Annotated in this window: 15 protein-coding genes; 8 read left to right on the top strand and 7 right to left on the bottom strand. The window is 65.4% G+C overall.

Translation table 11 applies throughout. The annotated features are described in order from the left end of the window. Positions 1-2 precede the first annotated feature (2 nt). The gene (locus P5705_RS13785; RefSeq protein WP_011532222.1) at positions 3-1,277 is read left to right on the top strand and encodes a uracil-xanthine permease family protein; all 1,275 of its coding nucleotides are present in this window, start codon (positions 3-5) and stop codon (positions 1,275-1,277) included. 145 nt (positions 1,278-1,422) lie between these two features. Here the strand turns inward: P5705_RS13785 and hemH are convergent, their stop codons facing one another. After that, on the bottom strand, positions 1,423-2,436 hold the full coding sequence (hemH, locus tag P5705_RS13790; RefSeq protein ID WP_277461376.1) for a ferrochelatase: 1,014 nt from the start codon (positions 2,434-2,436) through the stop codon (positions 1,423-1,425). Positions 2,437-2,449: 13 nt separating this feature from the next. Next, positions 2,450-3,355, bottom strand: coding sequence for a TIGR01777 family oxidoreductase (locus P5705_RS13795; RefSeq protein ID WP_277461377.1), 906 nt, complete (start codon positions 3,353-3,355; stop codon positions 2,450-2,452). A gap of 187 nt (positions 3,356-3,542) precedes the next feature. On the opposite strand from P5705_RS13795, the gene P5705_RS13800 reads away from it, so the two are divergent. The 5 genes from P5705_RS13800 (at position 3,543) to P5705_RS13820 (ending at position 8,628) form a co-directional block, all read left to right on the top strand. Continuing rightward, positions 3,543-4,529 carry an NAD(P)/FAD-dependent oxidoreductase gene (locus tag P5705_RS13800; protein WP_277461378.1) on the top strand — a complete coding sequence of 329 codons (987 nt, stop codon included), beginning with the start codon at positions 3,543-3,545 and terminating at the stop codon, positions 4,527-4,529. 108 nt (positions 4,530-4,637) lie between these two features. Then, a complete protein-coding gene (locus P5705_RS13805) occupies positions 4,638-5,606 on the top strand; it encodes a YbgA family protein (RefSeq protein WP_277461379.1) in 969 nt (322 codons plus the stop codon). Continuing rightward, the gene (locus P5705_RS13810; RefSeq protein WP_277461380.1) at positions 5,596-6,465 is read left to right on the top strand and encodes a MerR family transcriptional regulator; all 870 of its coding nucleotides are present in this window, start codon (positions 5,596-5,598) and stop codon (positions 6,463-6,465) included. The genes P5705_RS13805 and P5705_RS13810 overlap by 11 nt, the downstream gene beginning before the upstream one ends. A 25-nt stretch (positions 6,466-6,490) precedes the next feature. Then, on the top strand, positions 6,491-7,945 hold the full coding sequence (gene phrB / locus P5705_RS13815) for a deoxyribodipyrimidine photo-lyase (protein ID WP_277461381.1): 1,455 nt from the start codon (positions 6,491-6,493) through the stop codon (positions 7,943-7,945). Then, on the top strand, positions 7,942-8,628 hold the full coding sequence (locus P5705_RS13820; RefSeq protein ID WP_277461382.1) for an SDR family oxidoreductase: 687 nt from the start codon (positions 7,942-7,944) through the stop codon (positions 8,626-8,628). The genes phrB and P5705_RS13820 overlap by 4 nt, the downstream gene beginning before the upstream one ends. A 126-nt stretch (positions 8,629-8,754) precedes the next feature. On the opposite strand, the gene murI is transcribed toward P5705_RS13820, so the two are convergent. From murI to hemA, 5 genes are read right to left on the bottom strand one after another with little or no spacing between them, the layout of a single operon-like run. Continuing rightward, positions 8,755-9,552, bottom strand: coding sequence for a glutamate racemase (gene murI / locus P5705_RS13825; protein WP_277461383.1), 798 nt, complete (start codon positions 9,550-9,552; stop codon positions 8,755-8,757). After that, positions 9,545-10,300, bottom strand: a complete 756-nt coding sequence (locus P5705_RS13830; protein WP_277461384.1) for a molybdopterin-synthase adenylyltransferase MoeB — start codon at positions 10,298-10,300, stop codon at positions 9,545-9,547. Before P5705_RS13830 ends, murI begins: the two co-directional genes overlap by 8 nt. Continuing rightward, on the bottom strand, positions 10,294-11,124 hold the full coding sequence (prmC, locus tag P5705_RS13835; protein WP_277461385.1) for a peptide chain release factor N(5)-glutamine methyltransferase: 831 nt from the start codon (positions 11,122-11,124) through the stop codon (positions 10,294-10,296). The genes P5705_RS13830 and prmC overlap by 7 nt, the downstream gene beginning before the upstream one ends. Beyond that, complete coding sequence (gene prfA, locus P5705_RS13840) at positions 11,125-12,207, bottom strand: peptide chain release factor 1 (RefSeq protein ID WP_011532211.1); 1,083 nt, start codon at positions 12,205-12,207, stop codon at positions 11,125-11,127. After that, on the bottom strand, positions 12,204-13,481 hold the full coding sequence (gene hemA, locus P5705_RS13845; RefSeq protein ID WP_213659576.1) for a glutamyl-tRNA reductase: 1,278 nt from the start codon (positions 13,479-13,481) through the stop codon (positions 12,204-12,206). Before hemA ends, prfA begins: the two co-directional genes overlap by 4 nt. A 490-nt stretch (positions 13,482-13,971) precedes the next feature. Between hemA and P5705_RS13850 the strand changes: the two genes are divergently transcribed. After that, positions 13,972-14,196, top strand: coding sequence for a hypothetical protein (locus P5705_RS13850; protein WP_277461386.1), 225 nt, complete (start codon positions 13,972-13,974; stop codon positions 14,194-14,196). Between the two features lie 124 nt (positions 14,197-14,320). Next, the gene (locus P5705_RS13855; protein ID WP_277461387.1) at positions 14,321-14,590 is read left to right on the top strand and encodes a DUF3077 domain-containing protein; all 270 of its coding nucleotides are present in this window, start codon (positions 14,321-14,323) and stop codon (positions 14,588-14,590) included. The last annotated feature ends 203 nt before the right edge of the window (positions 14,591-14,793 follow it).

Here is a 14,793-nt window from a genome sequence, read left to right on the forward strand (position 1 = left end):
TCATGCAGGACGGCTTCAACGACCCGCTCTGGCGCCAGGTCGTCTCGGGCGCGCAGATGCTCTTCGTGGCATTCGGCGCGCTGGTACTGATGCCGCTGATCACCGGCCTCGACCCCAATGTGGCGCTGTTCACCGCCGGCCTCGGCACCTTGCTGTTCCAGCTGGTGACCGGCCGCCAGGTCCCGGTGTTCCTCGCTTCGAGCTTCGCCTTCATTACCCCGATCATCCTCGCCAAGGGCCAGTTCGGCCTGGCCGCGACCATGGGCGGGGTGATGGCCGCCGGCTTCGTCTACACCTTCATGGGCCTGATGGTGAAGATCAAGGGCACCGGCTTCATCGACCGCATGCTGCCACCGGTAGTGATCGGCCCGGTGATCATCTCCATCGGCCTGGCCATGGCGCCGATTGCCGCCAACATGGCCATGGGCAAGGCCGGTGACGGCAGCGTACTGATGCCGTACCAGACCGCGATGATGATCTCCATGCCGGCGTTGCTGACCACCTTGATCGTGGCCGTGTTCGGCAAGGGCATCTTCCGCCTGGTGCCGATCATCTCCGGCGTACTGGTAGGCTTTGCCCTGTCGTTCGCCTTTGGCGTGGTCGATACCGCCAAGATCGCCGCCGCGCCCTGGCTGGAACTGCCCAAGTTCACCGCGCCGGAATTCAACTGGCAGGCGATCCTGTTCATCGTTCCGGTGGCCCTGGCGCCAGCGATCGAGCATATCGGCGGGGTGATTGCGGTGGGTAGCGTGACCGGTCGCGACTACCTGAAGAAGCCCGGCCTGCACCGCACCCTGCTGGGTGATGGGCTGGCCACCACCGCCGCCGGCCTGTTCGGTGGCCCGCCCAACACCACCTACGCCGAAGTCACCGGCGCGGTGATGCTGACCAAGAACTACAACCCGAAGATCATGACCTGGGCGGCGGTGTTCGCCATCACCCTGGCTTTCATCGGCAAGTTCGGCGCGCTGCTGCAGAGCATTCCGGTACCGGTGATGGGTGGCATTCTCTGCCTGCTGTTCGGCTCGATCGCGGCGGTGGGCATGAACACCATGATCCGCCACAAGATCGACCTGGCCGAAGCGCGCAACCTGGTGATCGTCTCGGTGACCCTGGTGTTCGGTATCGGCGGCGTGCTGATTGGCAGCGGTGATGGCCCGGACGACTGGGGCCTGAAGGGCATCGCCCTGTGCGCCATCGTGGCCATTGCCCTGAACCTGATCCTGCCCGGCAACGATGGCTGGAAAAACAAGAAGCTGGACGATCAGTTGCACTGATCCTTCATTGAAGTCCTGGGGCCGCCTTGCGGCCCTTTCGCGGCACAAGGCCGCTCCTACAGACGATCGCGGTCCCCTGTAGGAGCGGCCTTGTGCCGCGAGAGGGCTGCAAAGCAGCCCCTCGATTCAAAGCCGGGCAAGTTTCTCAGGCCTTCTCGCACATCCCCGCCAACACCCTCACCCACTCCGGGTGATCATTCAGGCACGGCACCAGCACCAGCTCTTTGCCGCCTGCCTCGATGAACTGCTCCTTGCCCCGATCGCCGATCTCCTCCAGCGTCTCGATGCAATCGGCGACGAACGCCGGGCACATCACCAGCAACTTCTTCACCCCGGCCTTGCCCAGTTCGTCCAGGCGCGTCTCGGTGTAGGGCTCGATCCATTTGGCGCGCCCCAGGCGCGACTGGAACGACACCGACCACTTGCCGTCAGGAATGCCCATCTTCTGCGCGAACGCCTTGGCCGTGGCCAGGCACTGGCCGCGGTAGCACACCGCACGCACCTCGGCGCTTGCGTCCTTGCAGCAATCGGCGGCCTGGAAGTCGTGATTGCCGGTAGGGTCGAGCTTCTTCAGGTGGCGTTCGGGCAAACCGTGAAAACTCAGCAGCAAGTGATCGTAGTCTTGTGTCAGGTACGGCCGGGCACTGGCGGCCAGCGCCTCGATATAGTCGGGGTGGTCGTAGAACGGTTGCAGGGTGCGCGTCTGCAGTGGCAGCTTGCGCTCGGTGATGGTGTGCTTCGCCAGTTCCACCACTGTGCTCACTGTGCTGTCGGCGAACTGTGGATACAGCGGCGCCAGCGTCACCTTGCGTACGCCCTGGGCCGCCAGGCGTTCGAGCACGTCCGGCAGGGCCGGCTCACCGTAGCGCATGGCGATTTCCACCGGCCCGTGGGGCCAGTGCTCGACCATCGCGGCTTGCAGACGGCGGGTCAGCACCACCAGCGGCGAGCCTTCGTCCCACCAGATCGAGGCATAGGCATGGGCCGACTGCTCCGGGCGCTTGATCAGGATCAGCGACACCAGCAACCGCCGCACCGGCCAGGGCAGGTCGATCACGTAAGGGTCCATGAGGAACTGGTTGAGGTAACGGCGCACGTCAGCCACCGAAGTGGAGGCCGGCGAACCCAGGTTGACCAGCAGCAGGGCATGATCGGTCATGCAGCGTCCTATGTCAGAGGCGCCTGGACAGGTCGTCCAGGGCCGATTGCAGATCGTTGAAGCGGAACGTGAAGCCTGCCGCCAGCAGGCGCACGGGGCGCGCGCGCTGGCCACCGAGCAGCAGCGTCGACAGCTCGCCCAGCCCGGCCTTGAGCAACAACGCCGGCATCGGCATGAATGCCGGGCGGTGCAGCGCACGGCCCAGGCGCCTGGCGAACTCGCGATTGCGCACAGGCTCTGGCGCGCAGGCATTATAAGGACCGCTCGCCTCGTTGTGCCGCAAGAGAAAATCAATCAGGGCGACCTGGTCTTCTATATGGACCCAGGGCATCCATTGCCGGCCATCGCCCAACGGCCCGCCCAGCCCCAGCTTGAACGGCAGGCGCAGACGCGACAAAAAGCCGCCGTCACTGGCCAGCACCAGCCCTGTGCGCACCAGTACCACGCGAATCCCGAGAGCCTGCGCGCGGCAAGCGGTCTCTTCCCAGGCAATGCACAGTTGGCTGGCGAAGTCTTCCTTCACAGGTGGCGAAGCCTCGGTCAGTTCACGCTCGCCGCCATCGCCGTACCAGCCCACGGCGGAGCCCGAGATCAGAACGGCAGGGCGTTGTTCGCGGCTTTCCAACCAGGCCAGCAACTGTTCGGTGAGGGTCACGCGGCTAGCCCACAGCAAGGTCCGTCGCGCGGCCGTCCAGGGACGATCTGCGATCGGCGCGCCCGCCAGGTTGATCACCGCATCCAGCGGATCGTCCTGGGCGATATCGTCCAGGCGGGCGACACCACGTACACCCGTGCCGCAGCGTTTCGGCACCTGTTCGGGGGTTCGGCTCCACACGGTCAGGCGATGGCCCTGGCCGCGCCAGAGCTGGCACAGGTGCTGGCCAATGAGGCCGGTACCGCCGGTCAGCAATATATGCATGGCTGTGTCCTCACAGTTGGCGGCCGTGGTCTATTTTTAAGATCAAGGCACTTTTTTGACCATACGCTCTCGGATAAACATAGGCGAACCTGTCCTATCGAGCGGAATAACCTTATACAAACATTGTGCATTGTACAGGTTTGCCGAGCAGCGTAGGCTGCACACAGCACGGTTCGAAGAGGCCATCATGACTGTTCCAATTGCCATCATTGGTGCCGGTATCGCCGGCCTGTCTGCCGCCCAGGCCCTGCAGAAGGCCGGGCAGACCGTCCACCTGTTCGACAAGGGCCACGGCAGTGGCGGGCGCATGGCCAGCAAGCGCAGCGAGGTCGGCGCGCTCGACCTGGGCGCCCAGTACTTCACCGCCCGCGACCGGCGTTTCGTCGAGCAGGTGCAGCAGTGGGTCGCTGCCGGCTGGGCCGCGCAATGGAAACCCCAGCTGTACAACTATCGCGATGGTGAACTCACCCCCTCCCCCGACGAGCAGATCCGCTGGGTCGGCGTGCCGCGCATGAGCGCGATCACCCGAGGCCTGCTCAAGGACGTCACGGTGAATTTCGGCTGCCGCATCGCTGAAGTCTTCCGCGGCAAGCAGTACTGGCACCTGCAGGACACCGAAGGCTGCAGCCATGGCCCGTTCAGCCGCGTGGTGATTGCCGTGCCGGCGCCCCAGGCCACGCCCCTGCTGGCGGCCACGCCCAAACTCGCGGCGGTGGCCGCCGGGGTGCAGATGGAGCCAACCTGGGCCATCGCCCTGGGCTTCGAGAGTCCATTGGACACCCCCATGCAAGGTTGCTTCGTGCAGGACAACCCGCTCGACTGGCTGGCACGCAATCGCAGCAAGCCTGGCCGCGAGGAACAGCTCGACACCTGGGTGCTGCACGCCACCTCGAACTGGAGCAAGCACCATATCGACCTGTCCAAGGAAGAGGTGATCGAGCAGTTGCGCGGTCAGTTCGCCGAGCTGGTCGGCTGCGCGGTACCCCCTCCCTCCTTCGCCGTCGCCCACCGCTGGCTGTATGCCCGCCCTACCGGCAACCATGAATGGGGCGCTCTCGCCGATGCCGACCAAGGCCTTTACGCCTGTGGCGACTGGTGCCTGTCCGGTCGCGTCGAAGGTGCCTGGCTCAGTGGCCAGGAAGCCGCCAGGCGCTTGCTGGAACACCTGGATTAGCGGGAACGGCAAACTTATACAAAAAGTAGTACTTGTATAAGTTTGTAAATGTGCTGGAATAAACCTGTACAAGCCGAGCCTTATGTACAAGTTATTCTGGAGTCCGCAATGAACCCATCCGCTCCCAGCGGCAAGCCACGCCTGGCCATCAGCGCCTGCCTGATCGGGCATAACGTGCGCTACAACGCCGGCCACAAGCGTTCCGACCTGTGTCGCGACCTGCTCGACGAGCATTTCGAGTGGGTGCCGGTCTGTCCGGAAGTCGCCATTGGTCTCGGTGTGCCCCGCGAAGCCATTCGTCTGGTAGGCGACCCGGATCATCCCGCCGTCACCGGCAGCCGCGACACCACCACCGATCTGGCTGGACCGCTGCGTGCATACGGCGAGCAGATGGCAGGCGAACTCGATGACATCTGCGGCTACGTGTTCATGCAGAAATCGCCTTCGTGCGGCCTGGAGCGGGTCAAGGTGTACCAGGATGACGGTCGCCCTCCTCACTTGGGCGGGCGCGGTGCCTATGCGTCGGCGTTCTGCGGCCAACGCCCCGACCTGCCCGTCGAGGAAGAGGGGCGCCTTCACGACCCGGTACTGCGGGAAAACTTCATCACCCGCGTCTACGCCTACGCCGACTGGCAGGGCTTGCTGAGCGAAGGGCTCAGTCGTGGCGCGCTGATCCGCTTCCACGCACGCTACAAGTACCTGCTGATGGCCCACAACCCACAGGCCTATCGCAGCCTGGGCCGGCTGTTGGGCAGCATGACCCGCGACGATGCCCCTGAGCAGATCGGCCCACGCTACTTCAGCCAGCTGATGCAGGCACTGCGTCGCTGCGCCAGCCGCGGCACCCATGGCAACGTGCTGCAGCACCTGAGCGGCTACCTGCGCAACGACCTCAAGCAAGCGGACAAGCTCGAGTTGCAGGCGGTCATCGGCCAATACCAGAAAGGCGTGGTGCCACTGGTGGTGCCCCTGACCCTGCTCAAGCACCACCTGCGCAACCACCCGGCCCCTTACCTGATGCAGCAGGCCTACCTGCAACCCCACCCGGAAACCCTCGGACTACGCAATGCTATCTGAAGACCTGCTGCCCATCGGCGAAGTGGCGCGGTTGACCGGCGTCAACCCGGTCACCCTGCGTGCCTGGGAGCGCCGCTACGGCCTGATCAAGCCCCAGCGCACGCCCAAGGGGCATCGACTTTATCCACAGGACCAGGTGCAGCGGGTGCAAGCCGTGCTGCGCTGGCTCGAACGGGGCGCGGCGGTAAGCCAGGTGCGCGAACTGCTGGACAAGGCCGCCGACCCCACGACCACCGTGCAGGGCGAATGGGGCGAGCGCATCGAACAGATGATCGGCGCCATCGCCCGCCTCGCCCAGCGCCAACTGGACCAGTTGCTGAACCAGGCAATGGCGCTGTACCCCGCCGTGACCGTCTGCGAGCGCCTGTTCCTGCCCCTGCTGGACGCCCTCGCCCAGCGCTGGCAAGCGCATTTCGACGCGCGCCTGGAGCAGGTGTTCTTTCATACCTGGCTACGTAGCAAGCTGGGCGCGCGGGTCTACCACGACAGCCATTCACTGGCCGGCCCCTGCGTGCTGCTCGCCCGCACCGACGATACACCCTTCGACGCCGAATTCTGGCTCTGCGCCTGGCTGCTGAGCAGCAGTGGCCAGCCGCTGGAAATTCTCGAATGGCCGGTCGAACCTCGGCAACTGCGCCAGGCCGTGGAGCTGCTGCAACCCTGTGCATTGCTGCTGCACCTTGGGCGCCGCCCGGAACTGCCCGCCCTGTCGCGGGCATTGCGGGATATCGGTGTGAACACACTGGCAGGCGGCAGCGCCATAGGCCTGTTCGAGGCGGAGTTGCAGGCACTGGCACTGCCTCACCTGCATCTGTTCGACAGCCCTCAGGCGGCCCTGCGCCTGCTTCAGCAACCGTGACCGTCCACCACAGGCCCGAATGCCCATGCAACTGATCTGGCTGCGCAGCGACCTGCGCCTCGACGACAACACCGCGCTCTCGGCCGCCAGCCAGGGTGGCCCGACCGTGGCGCTCTGGATTGCCAGCCCTGGCCAATGGCAACGCCATGACGACGCCGCCTGCAAGGTGGATTTCTGGCTACGCAACCTGCGCCTGCTGCGCCAGGCCCTGGCAACCTTGAACATACCCCTGCTGGTGCGCACCACCGACACCTGGCAGGCAGTGCCCCAGGTGCTGCTCGATACCTGCCGCGAGCACCGGATCGACACCGTGCACTGGAACGAAGAGTACGGCGTCAATGAATCCCTGCGCGACAGCGAAACGCGCGCCCTGCTGGAGCAGTCCGGGATTTCCACCCACGCCTATCTCGATCAGTTGCTGTTCAAGCCGGGCAGCGTGCTGACCCGTGGCGGCCAGTACTTCCAGGTGTTCAGCCAATTCAAACGCGTCTGCCTCGAACACCTGCACCGCAGCCTGCCCGCGCGAGTACAACGGCCACGATGCCAAGCCCCCCTCGACATCGCCAGCGATCCCGTCCCGGATCAGCTCGATGGCTTCGCCGTCCCCCCACAATCCCTGCGCGACCATTGGCCGGCCGGCGAAGAAGAAGCCCAGCGGCGGCTGTCGCGCTTCATCGACGAAACCGTCGACGACTACCCGCAACTGCGCGACCTGCCCGCCAAGGCGGGCACCAGTCAGCTCTCGCCCTACCTGGCGGCCGGCGTCATCTCGCCCCGGCAATGCCTGCACGCGGCGCTGGCCAGCAATCACGGCGAGTTCGACAGCGGCAACGCCGGGGTGCAGACCTGGGTGAACGAACTGCTGTGGCGGGAGTTCTACAAACACATCCTGGTGGGTTATCCACAGGTCTCGCGGCACCGCGCATTCCGTGTCCATACCGAGGCCTTGCCGTGGCGTGACGCGCCGGACGACCTGGAGGCCTGGAAACAGGGACGGACCGGCTTTCCGATCATCGATGCCGCCATGCGTCAGTTGCTGGACACGGGCTGGATGCACAACCGCCTGCGCATGATCGTCGCCATGTTCCTCAGCAAGAACCTGCTGATCGACTGGCGCGAGGGCGAGCGCCATTTCATGCGCCACCTGATCGACGGCGACCTGGCCGCCAACAACGGCGGCTGGCAGTGGAGCGCCTCCACCGGAACGGACGCGGTGCCCTATTTCCGGATCTTCAATCCGACCACCCAGTCACAACGCTTCGACCCGAAGGGAACCTTCATTCGCCAATGGCTGCCCGAACTACAGCAAATGGACGAAAAAACGATTCATCGACCGGTGAAATCTGCTGACCTATTTGCTACTAATTATTACTCAAGCAACTACACAAGTCCGATCGTCGATCTCGACAGCAGTCGCCAGCGTGCACTGGAGGCCTTCAAAGGGCTGTCCACCTGGCAGAACCAGAGGAAAACATCTTGAGCATTACGCGCAGTTTCTGGGTGACAGGGGCCAGCCAAGGACTTGGGCTGGCCCTGGTGGAACGGTTGCTCGAACAAGGGCACCGGGTCGCCGCCAGTGGCAGGGATAGCCAGGAACTCGACGCACTTGCGCAGCGCCATGGTGATCACCTGCTGCGCATGCCTGGCCAGGTTCAGGACCGGGCTCAGGCTGAAGTCGCCAGCCAGCAACTGCAACGCCAATGGGGTACGCTCGACGGCTTGATCGTCAACGCCGGGGTCTGTGACTACCTCGCCGACGACACGCCCGACACCGCGCTGTTCGAGATGATCGTCAGCAGCAACCTGCGCGCCACCGAGCATGCCCTTGCCGGCGCGGGGCCCTTGCTGGCCAAGGGCGACAAACCCCAGGTGATGGCAATCCTCAGCCGTTACTCGGCCCAGCAGCTGTTCGACCCCCGACAGCCTGCGGATGGGCGCAACAGCCTGCCGCAATGGTTGCGTGAACAGCGCGCCCCCTTGAAAGCCCTGGGTATCGACCTGACCGTGGTGGCACCGCAATCCGCGACCCTCGCCCAGGTGGTCCCGGAGGAATGGACAGCACAGAGCGCGGCACTCGAACTGGTGGCCCGCCTGGACCAACGCCAACCGGAACTGGTGCTCGAGGCCCTGTGCCCGAGCCATCTATGGCCGCTGCCCCGCTAACCTGGACTGGCTACACAGGGTCCTCTGTAGGCTTTAGCCGCGATGCAGGCGACGCGGTGTCTGGTGTGATCGCGGCTAAAGCCGCTCCTACAGGGGCCGCACGGGCCAGAGCCTCAACGCAAACTTTCAGAGCGGGAGGCTTTGCACGCGATCGGATTGCATCCACAGCAAGGGCAGGATTTTCTTCAGGCTCTGCGGATCGGCGCTGGTCCAGAACGCGGTTTCCCGCGCCGGCCCCTCGGCCAGCAAGTCGCGCTCGCCCAGCAGGCGTTGCAACTGCCGCGCCACGGCGGCGCCGGTATCGATGATCGCCACGTCCGCCGGGACCATGTCCGCAAGCATCGGGCGCAGGAAGGGGTAGTGGGTGCAACCGAGGATCAAGGTGTCGCACCCCTGCGCCAATAACGGCTGCACATAGCCCGCCAACAGTTGGCGCAGCGCCGGACTGCTGAGATCGCCGGCCTCGATGCACTCGACCAGCCCGGGGCACGGCTGGGTGATTACCCGCACGTCGCTGGCAAAACGGTCGAGCAAGGCGGCGAACTTGGCACTCTGCAAGGTACCGGTGGTGGCCAGCACCCCGACCACGCCGGAGCGGGTCGCCGCCGCCGCCGGCTTGACCGCCGGCTCCATGCCCACCAACGGCCAGTCCGGATACAACGCGCGCAGATCGGCGACAGTCGCCACGGTGGCCGTGTTGCAGGCCAGCACCATGGCCTTGGCGCCCTGCTCACGCAGGAAGCCGGCAATGTGCCGCAAGCGCTGGCGGATATAGTCCGGTGTCTTCTCGCCATACGGCACATGCCCGCTGTCGGCCACATACAGAAGCGTTTCGTTGGGCAGCAGGCGCTGGATCTCGGCCAGCACGGAAAGGCCGCCGACCCCGGAGTCCATCACGCCGATCGGCGCCGAACGCTCACTCATGACGGTTGCCACACACGGTGCAGGCCGGGTCGCGCTTGACCCGCAGCTCGCGCATGCGCGTGCCCAGCGCGTCGATCAGCAACAACCGCCCCACCAGCGGCTCACCAAAGCCCGCCAGCAGCTTCAACGCCTCGAGCGCCTGCAGGCTGCCGACCAGGCCGACCAGCGGGCCAAGCACGCCGGCTTCGCTGCAGGTCAGCTCGGCCTCGCTGCCATGGCCGTAGAGGCAGTGGTAGCAAGGGCTGGTGTCACGGCGGGTGTCGAACACCGACAACTGGCCTTCGAGGCGGATCGCCGCGCCGCTGACCAGGGGCTTGCCGGATGCCACGCAGGCGGCGTTGACCGCCTCGCGGGTGGCGAAGTTGTCCGAGCAGTCCAGCACCACATCGACAGCGGCCACTGCGGCGGCCAACGAATCCTCGTCCAGCGCCTGGCGATGGGCGACCAGCGCGATCTCTGGGTTGATCGCTTGCAAGCGCTTGATCGCCGAGTCGACCTTGCTCATGCCGACGCTGTCGCTGTCGTGGATGACCTGGCGCTGCAGGTTGGTCAGGTCGACCGTGTCGAAATCGGCCAGGTGCAGCTCGCCGACACCGGCCGCAGCCAGGTACAGCGCCACCGGCGAGCCCAGGCCGCCGAGGCCGATCACCAGGGCCTTGCCGTGCTTCAGGCGCAGCTGGCCGTCGATGTCCACCTGCGACAGCAGGATCTGGCGGCTGTAGCGCAGCAGCTCCTGGTCGCTCAGCATGGCAGGCGCCCCAGGCTGATACGTTCATGGCCGCCCAGGTCGACACGGCTGGCCACGTCGACGAAGCCGCCGGCGGTCAGCAGCTCGCGCACTGCGGAGGCTTGGTCGTAGCCGTGCTCGAGCAGCAACCAGCCGCCAGGCAGCAGGTATTGCGGGGCCTGGGCGACGATCACGCGCAGGTCGTCCAGCCCGTCTTCACCGGCCACCAGGGCGCTGCTGGGCTCGAAACGTACGTCGCCAGCCACCAGGTGTGGGTCGGCGGCGCGAATGTAAGGGGGGTTGCTGAGAATCAGGTCGAAGCGCTCGCCTTCGAGGGCTTCGTACCAGTGGCTGGCACGTACCTGGACGTTGCCCAGGCCAAGACGCTGGCGGTTGCGCTCAGCCAGGGCCACGGCCTCTTCGATGCGGTCCACCGCGGTCACCTGCCAGGCCGGGCACTCGCTGGCCAGCGCCAGGGCGATGGCCCCGGTGCCGGTGCCCAGGTCCAGCACGCGGGCCGGCTTGGCCGGCACCAACTCCAGCGCGGTTTCCACCAGCAGCTCGGTGTCCGGACGCGGGATCAGCGTATGCGGCGCCACTTCCAGGTCGAGCTTCCAGAAGCCCTGCTGGCCCAGGATGTAGGCCACCGGCTCACCGGCACGACGGCGCTCGAGATAGCCGGCGAACAGCTCGGCCGCCTCGCTGCTGACGATGCGCTCGGGCCAGGTGTGCAGGTAGCTGCGCGACTTGCCCAGGGCGGCGGCCAGGAGCAGCTCGGCATCCAGCCGCTCGGTCGGCGAATCCGGCAGCTGCGCGTTGCGCAGCAGGCTGGCGATGATGGTCATTCAGTCCCCCAGGGCGGCCAGTTGATCGGCCTGGTATTCGGCCAGCAACGGCTCGATCACGGCGTCCACGCCACCGGCGAGGATATCGTCGAGCGAGTAGAGCGTCAGGTTGATGCGGTGGTCGGTGACCCGGCCCTGTGGATAGTTGTAGGTGCGGATGCGCTCGGAGCGATCGCCCGAACCCACCAGCAGCTTGCGCTCGCTGGCGATGGCGTTCTGCGCGGCGCTGGTCTGCATGTCGTTGAGCTTGGCCGACAGCCAGGACATGGCCCGGGCGCGGTTCTTGTGCTGCGAACGCTCTTCCTGGCACTCGACCACGATGCCGGTGGGCAAGTGGGTGATGCGGATGGCCGAGTCGGTCTTGTTGACGTGCTGGCCGCCAGCGCCGGAAGCGCGGTAGGTGTCCACCCGCAGGTCGGCGGGGTTGATCTCGATGGCCACCTGCTCGTCGGGCTCGGGCAGTACCGCCACGGTGCACGCCGACGTGTGGATACGGCCCTGGGATTCGGTCTCGGGCACGCGCTGCACGCGGTGGGCGCCGGACTCGAACTTCAGCTTGCCGTAGACGCTGTCGCCCTCGACCCGGGCGATGATCTCCTTGTAGCCGCCGTGCTCACCTTCGTTTTCAGACAGGATCTCCAGGCGCCAGCCGCGTTTCTCGGCATAGCGCGAGTACATGCGGAACAGGTCGCCGGAGAAGATCGCCGCCTCGTCGCCACCGGTGCCGGCACGGATTTCCAGGAACACGTTGCGCCCGTCGTTGGGGTCCTTGGGCAGCAGCATGCGCTGCAGCTGCGACTCCAGGCCCACCAGTTGCTCCTTGGCTTCGCGCACTTCCTCCACGGCCATCTCGCGCAGGTCGGGGTCGGCGTCCTTGAGCAGCGCCTGGGCGCCCTCGAGGTCGTCCTGAACCTTGCGCCAGCCTACATAGCAGGCAATCACCGGCTCGACTTCGGCGTACTCGCGGGAGTAGGCGCGAAAGCGCGTCTGGTCGGAAATGACTTCGGCATCACCCAGCAGCGCGGTGAGTTCCTCGAAGCGGTCCTGGAGCGTGTCCAGTTTGTTCAGCAGCGACGCTTTCATTGCGGGGTTTTGTCCGTCGAGCCCTCGTGGAGGGCGAAGAGTTCCTGGGCCATGGCCAGCGCATCGAGGCGGCCTTCGGCAGAGAGCTTTTTCAGTTGCACGCTGGGGGCGTGCAGGAGTTTGTTGGTCAGGCCCCGGGCCAGTTGCATCAGCACGTCCTCGGGGTTGCCGCCGTTGCCCAGCAGGCGCAGGGCCTTTTGCAGTTCTTCGTCGCGCAGGCGCTCGCTTTGCTGGCGATAGGCCTTGAGCACATCCACCGCCGCCAGCTCGCGCAGGCGCACCATGAAGTCGTCGGCGCCGGCCGAGACCAGCTCTTCGGCGGCCTGGGCCGCGCCCTGGCGGCTCTTGAGGTTTTCCGCCACCACTTCGTGGAGGTCGTCGACGGTATAGAGGTAGACGTCGTCCAGTTCGCCGACCTGCGGCTCGATATCACGCGGCACGGCGATGTCGACCATGAAGATCGGCTTGTGCCGGCGCTGCTTCAGCGCGCTTTCCACCGCGCCCTTGCCGAGGATCGGCAACTGGCTGGCGGTGGAACTGATGACGATGTCGCTGTTGGCCAGCTCTTGCGGAATGTCCGCCAGCAGCACCGCATGGGCGCCGAACTGCTCGGCCAGGATGCTGGCGCGCTCCAACGTGCGGTTGGCGACGACGATGCGGCGCACGCCCTGCTCGTGCAGGTGGCGGGCGACCAGGGTGATGGTCTCGCCGGCGCCGATCAGCAGCGCCTGGCTGCGGCCCAGGTCGGAGAAGATCTGCTTGGCCAGGCTCACCGCGGCGAACGCCACCGACACCGGGTTCTCGCCGATGGCGGTGTCGGTGCGCACCTGCTTGGCGGCGCTGAAGGTGGCCTGGAACAGGCGCCCCAGCAGCGGGCCGACGGTGCCGGCCTCGCGGGCCACGGCGTAGGCCGACTTCATCTGGCCGAGGATCTGCGGCTCGCCGAGCACCAGCGAATCGAGGCCCGAGGCCACGCGCATCATGTGCCGGACCGCGTCGTGCTCTTCGTGGATATAGGCGCTGGCGCGCAGTTCGTCGAGGCTCAGCTGGTGATAGTCGGCCAGCCACTGCAGCACGGCGTCGGCGGCCAGGTGGTCCTGCTCGATGTAGAGCTCGCTGCGGTTGCAGGTCGACAGGATCGCCGCCTCGCGGCTGGCGGTCAGTCGGCACAGCTGCTGCAGGGCGTCCACCAGCTGCTCCGGGGTAAACGCCACGCGCTCGCGTACGTCTACCGAGGCAGTCTTATGGTTGATACCAAGTGCAAGAAAGGCCATGCAAGGTCGCTGGTTGGGACGTGAAGCCGATAATTGTCCTACTTCGCAGGTTTTTGAACAACCACCGTTCGCTATTGTGGTGATGGTTAAGCGCTATCACGGGGTCTGGCGCAGCGTGGCAGGGGTGGCTATACGCCGACGAAGTGAGCTCCTGGGGGGCTGTTGAGCGGGTCGTGGGCTTTAACGCGAGTTAAAAGATTCAGATTAAGCCGCTTTCCTGTAGTCCATTTCCCAAACATACTCCCAGGCTCTTCAAGCCATGGCGGTGGTCTGGGTTGGCCTCTAGTCTCGGGCGGTCGCCGCACAATCAGCGATCTGCTTTGACAGGCCGCTGAGAACCTGACGCATGGCTTGCGCGCTATGGCGGCTGTGCGTGGGGCACCTCGTGTGCGCCGGGTTTGGTTCTCTCACCGGTCTGTCAACCCACGTATAGCTGCCACCCATTTGTTTGACAGCAGTTGGGGGCGGCCCATTTGAGAGAGCCAAGCCAATGCTAAAGATTGTCCCCGATCCACCCCACAACCCTCACTCCCTTGAAGACACCCTCATCCAGGCCACCGAGTACGCCCTGTGCGCGCTGACCGTGGCCCATCAGGCCGTGCACGCCCAGCCCAGATCACCGGCCACGATCCTGATGATGGCGTCGATCCACGAAGTTGAATCGCTGCGCGTGCTGCTCGAGTCGGCGTTGATCCAGGTGCAGGTACTGCACTAGGCCTTGGCGGGCCCTGTTCGCCGGCAAGGCCGGCTCCTACGAGGGGGCTGCGTTTCACCTGTAGGAGCCAGCCTTGCTGGCGAAAGGGCCCGCCCAGGCCCCCACCACTTCAGGGAGAAAAACAATGACCACAAACAACACCACCCCCAACACCACAGCAGGCAAAACCAAGTTCTACCAAGGCGAAGGCCAAACCGACCCGCTGTTCTGCATCGAGCCCGGCATCCCCTGCCAGCACGCCCGCGACCAGGCCTCGGAGCTGATAGGCTGCGTGCGCGACCTGACCATCGCCGGGATCATGGAAGAAAAGCCGCAACTGCTCTGGGCATCGTACTACCTGAGCGCGCTGGCCAAGGCGTTGATGGATGATGCCGAGTTGGGAATGAGGCACTGAGCATGCGGTGCCTGGGGGCGGTGCGCCGGCTCCCAGGCAATCGCATTGAGTGCAACGAAAACCGAACATGCACCTAAGTAAGTGCCATTCAAATCCGTCCCCTTTTTCCCCATTCGAGGTCTTTGGGCGCAGGGCTTTTGACTGCGTGTTGGCGACTATGTATTCGCCGTCCGCCTTGCAGCGCGCTCAAGGTCGAGCGCCGC

Source organism: Pseudomonas entomophila (assembly GCF_029478665.1).
GTDB classification, from domain to species: Bacteria; Pseudomonadota; Gammaproteobacteria; order Pseudomonadales; family Pseudomonadaceae; genus Aquipseudomonas; species Aquipseudomonas entomophila_F.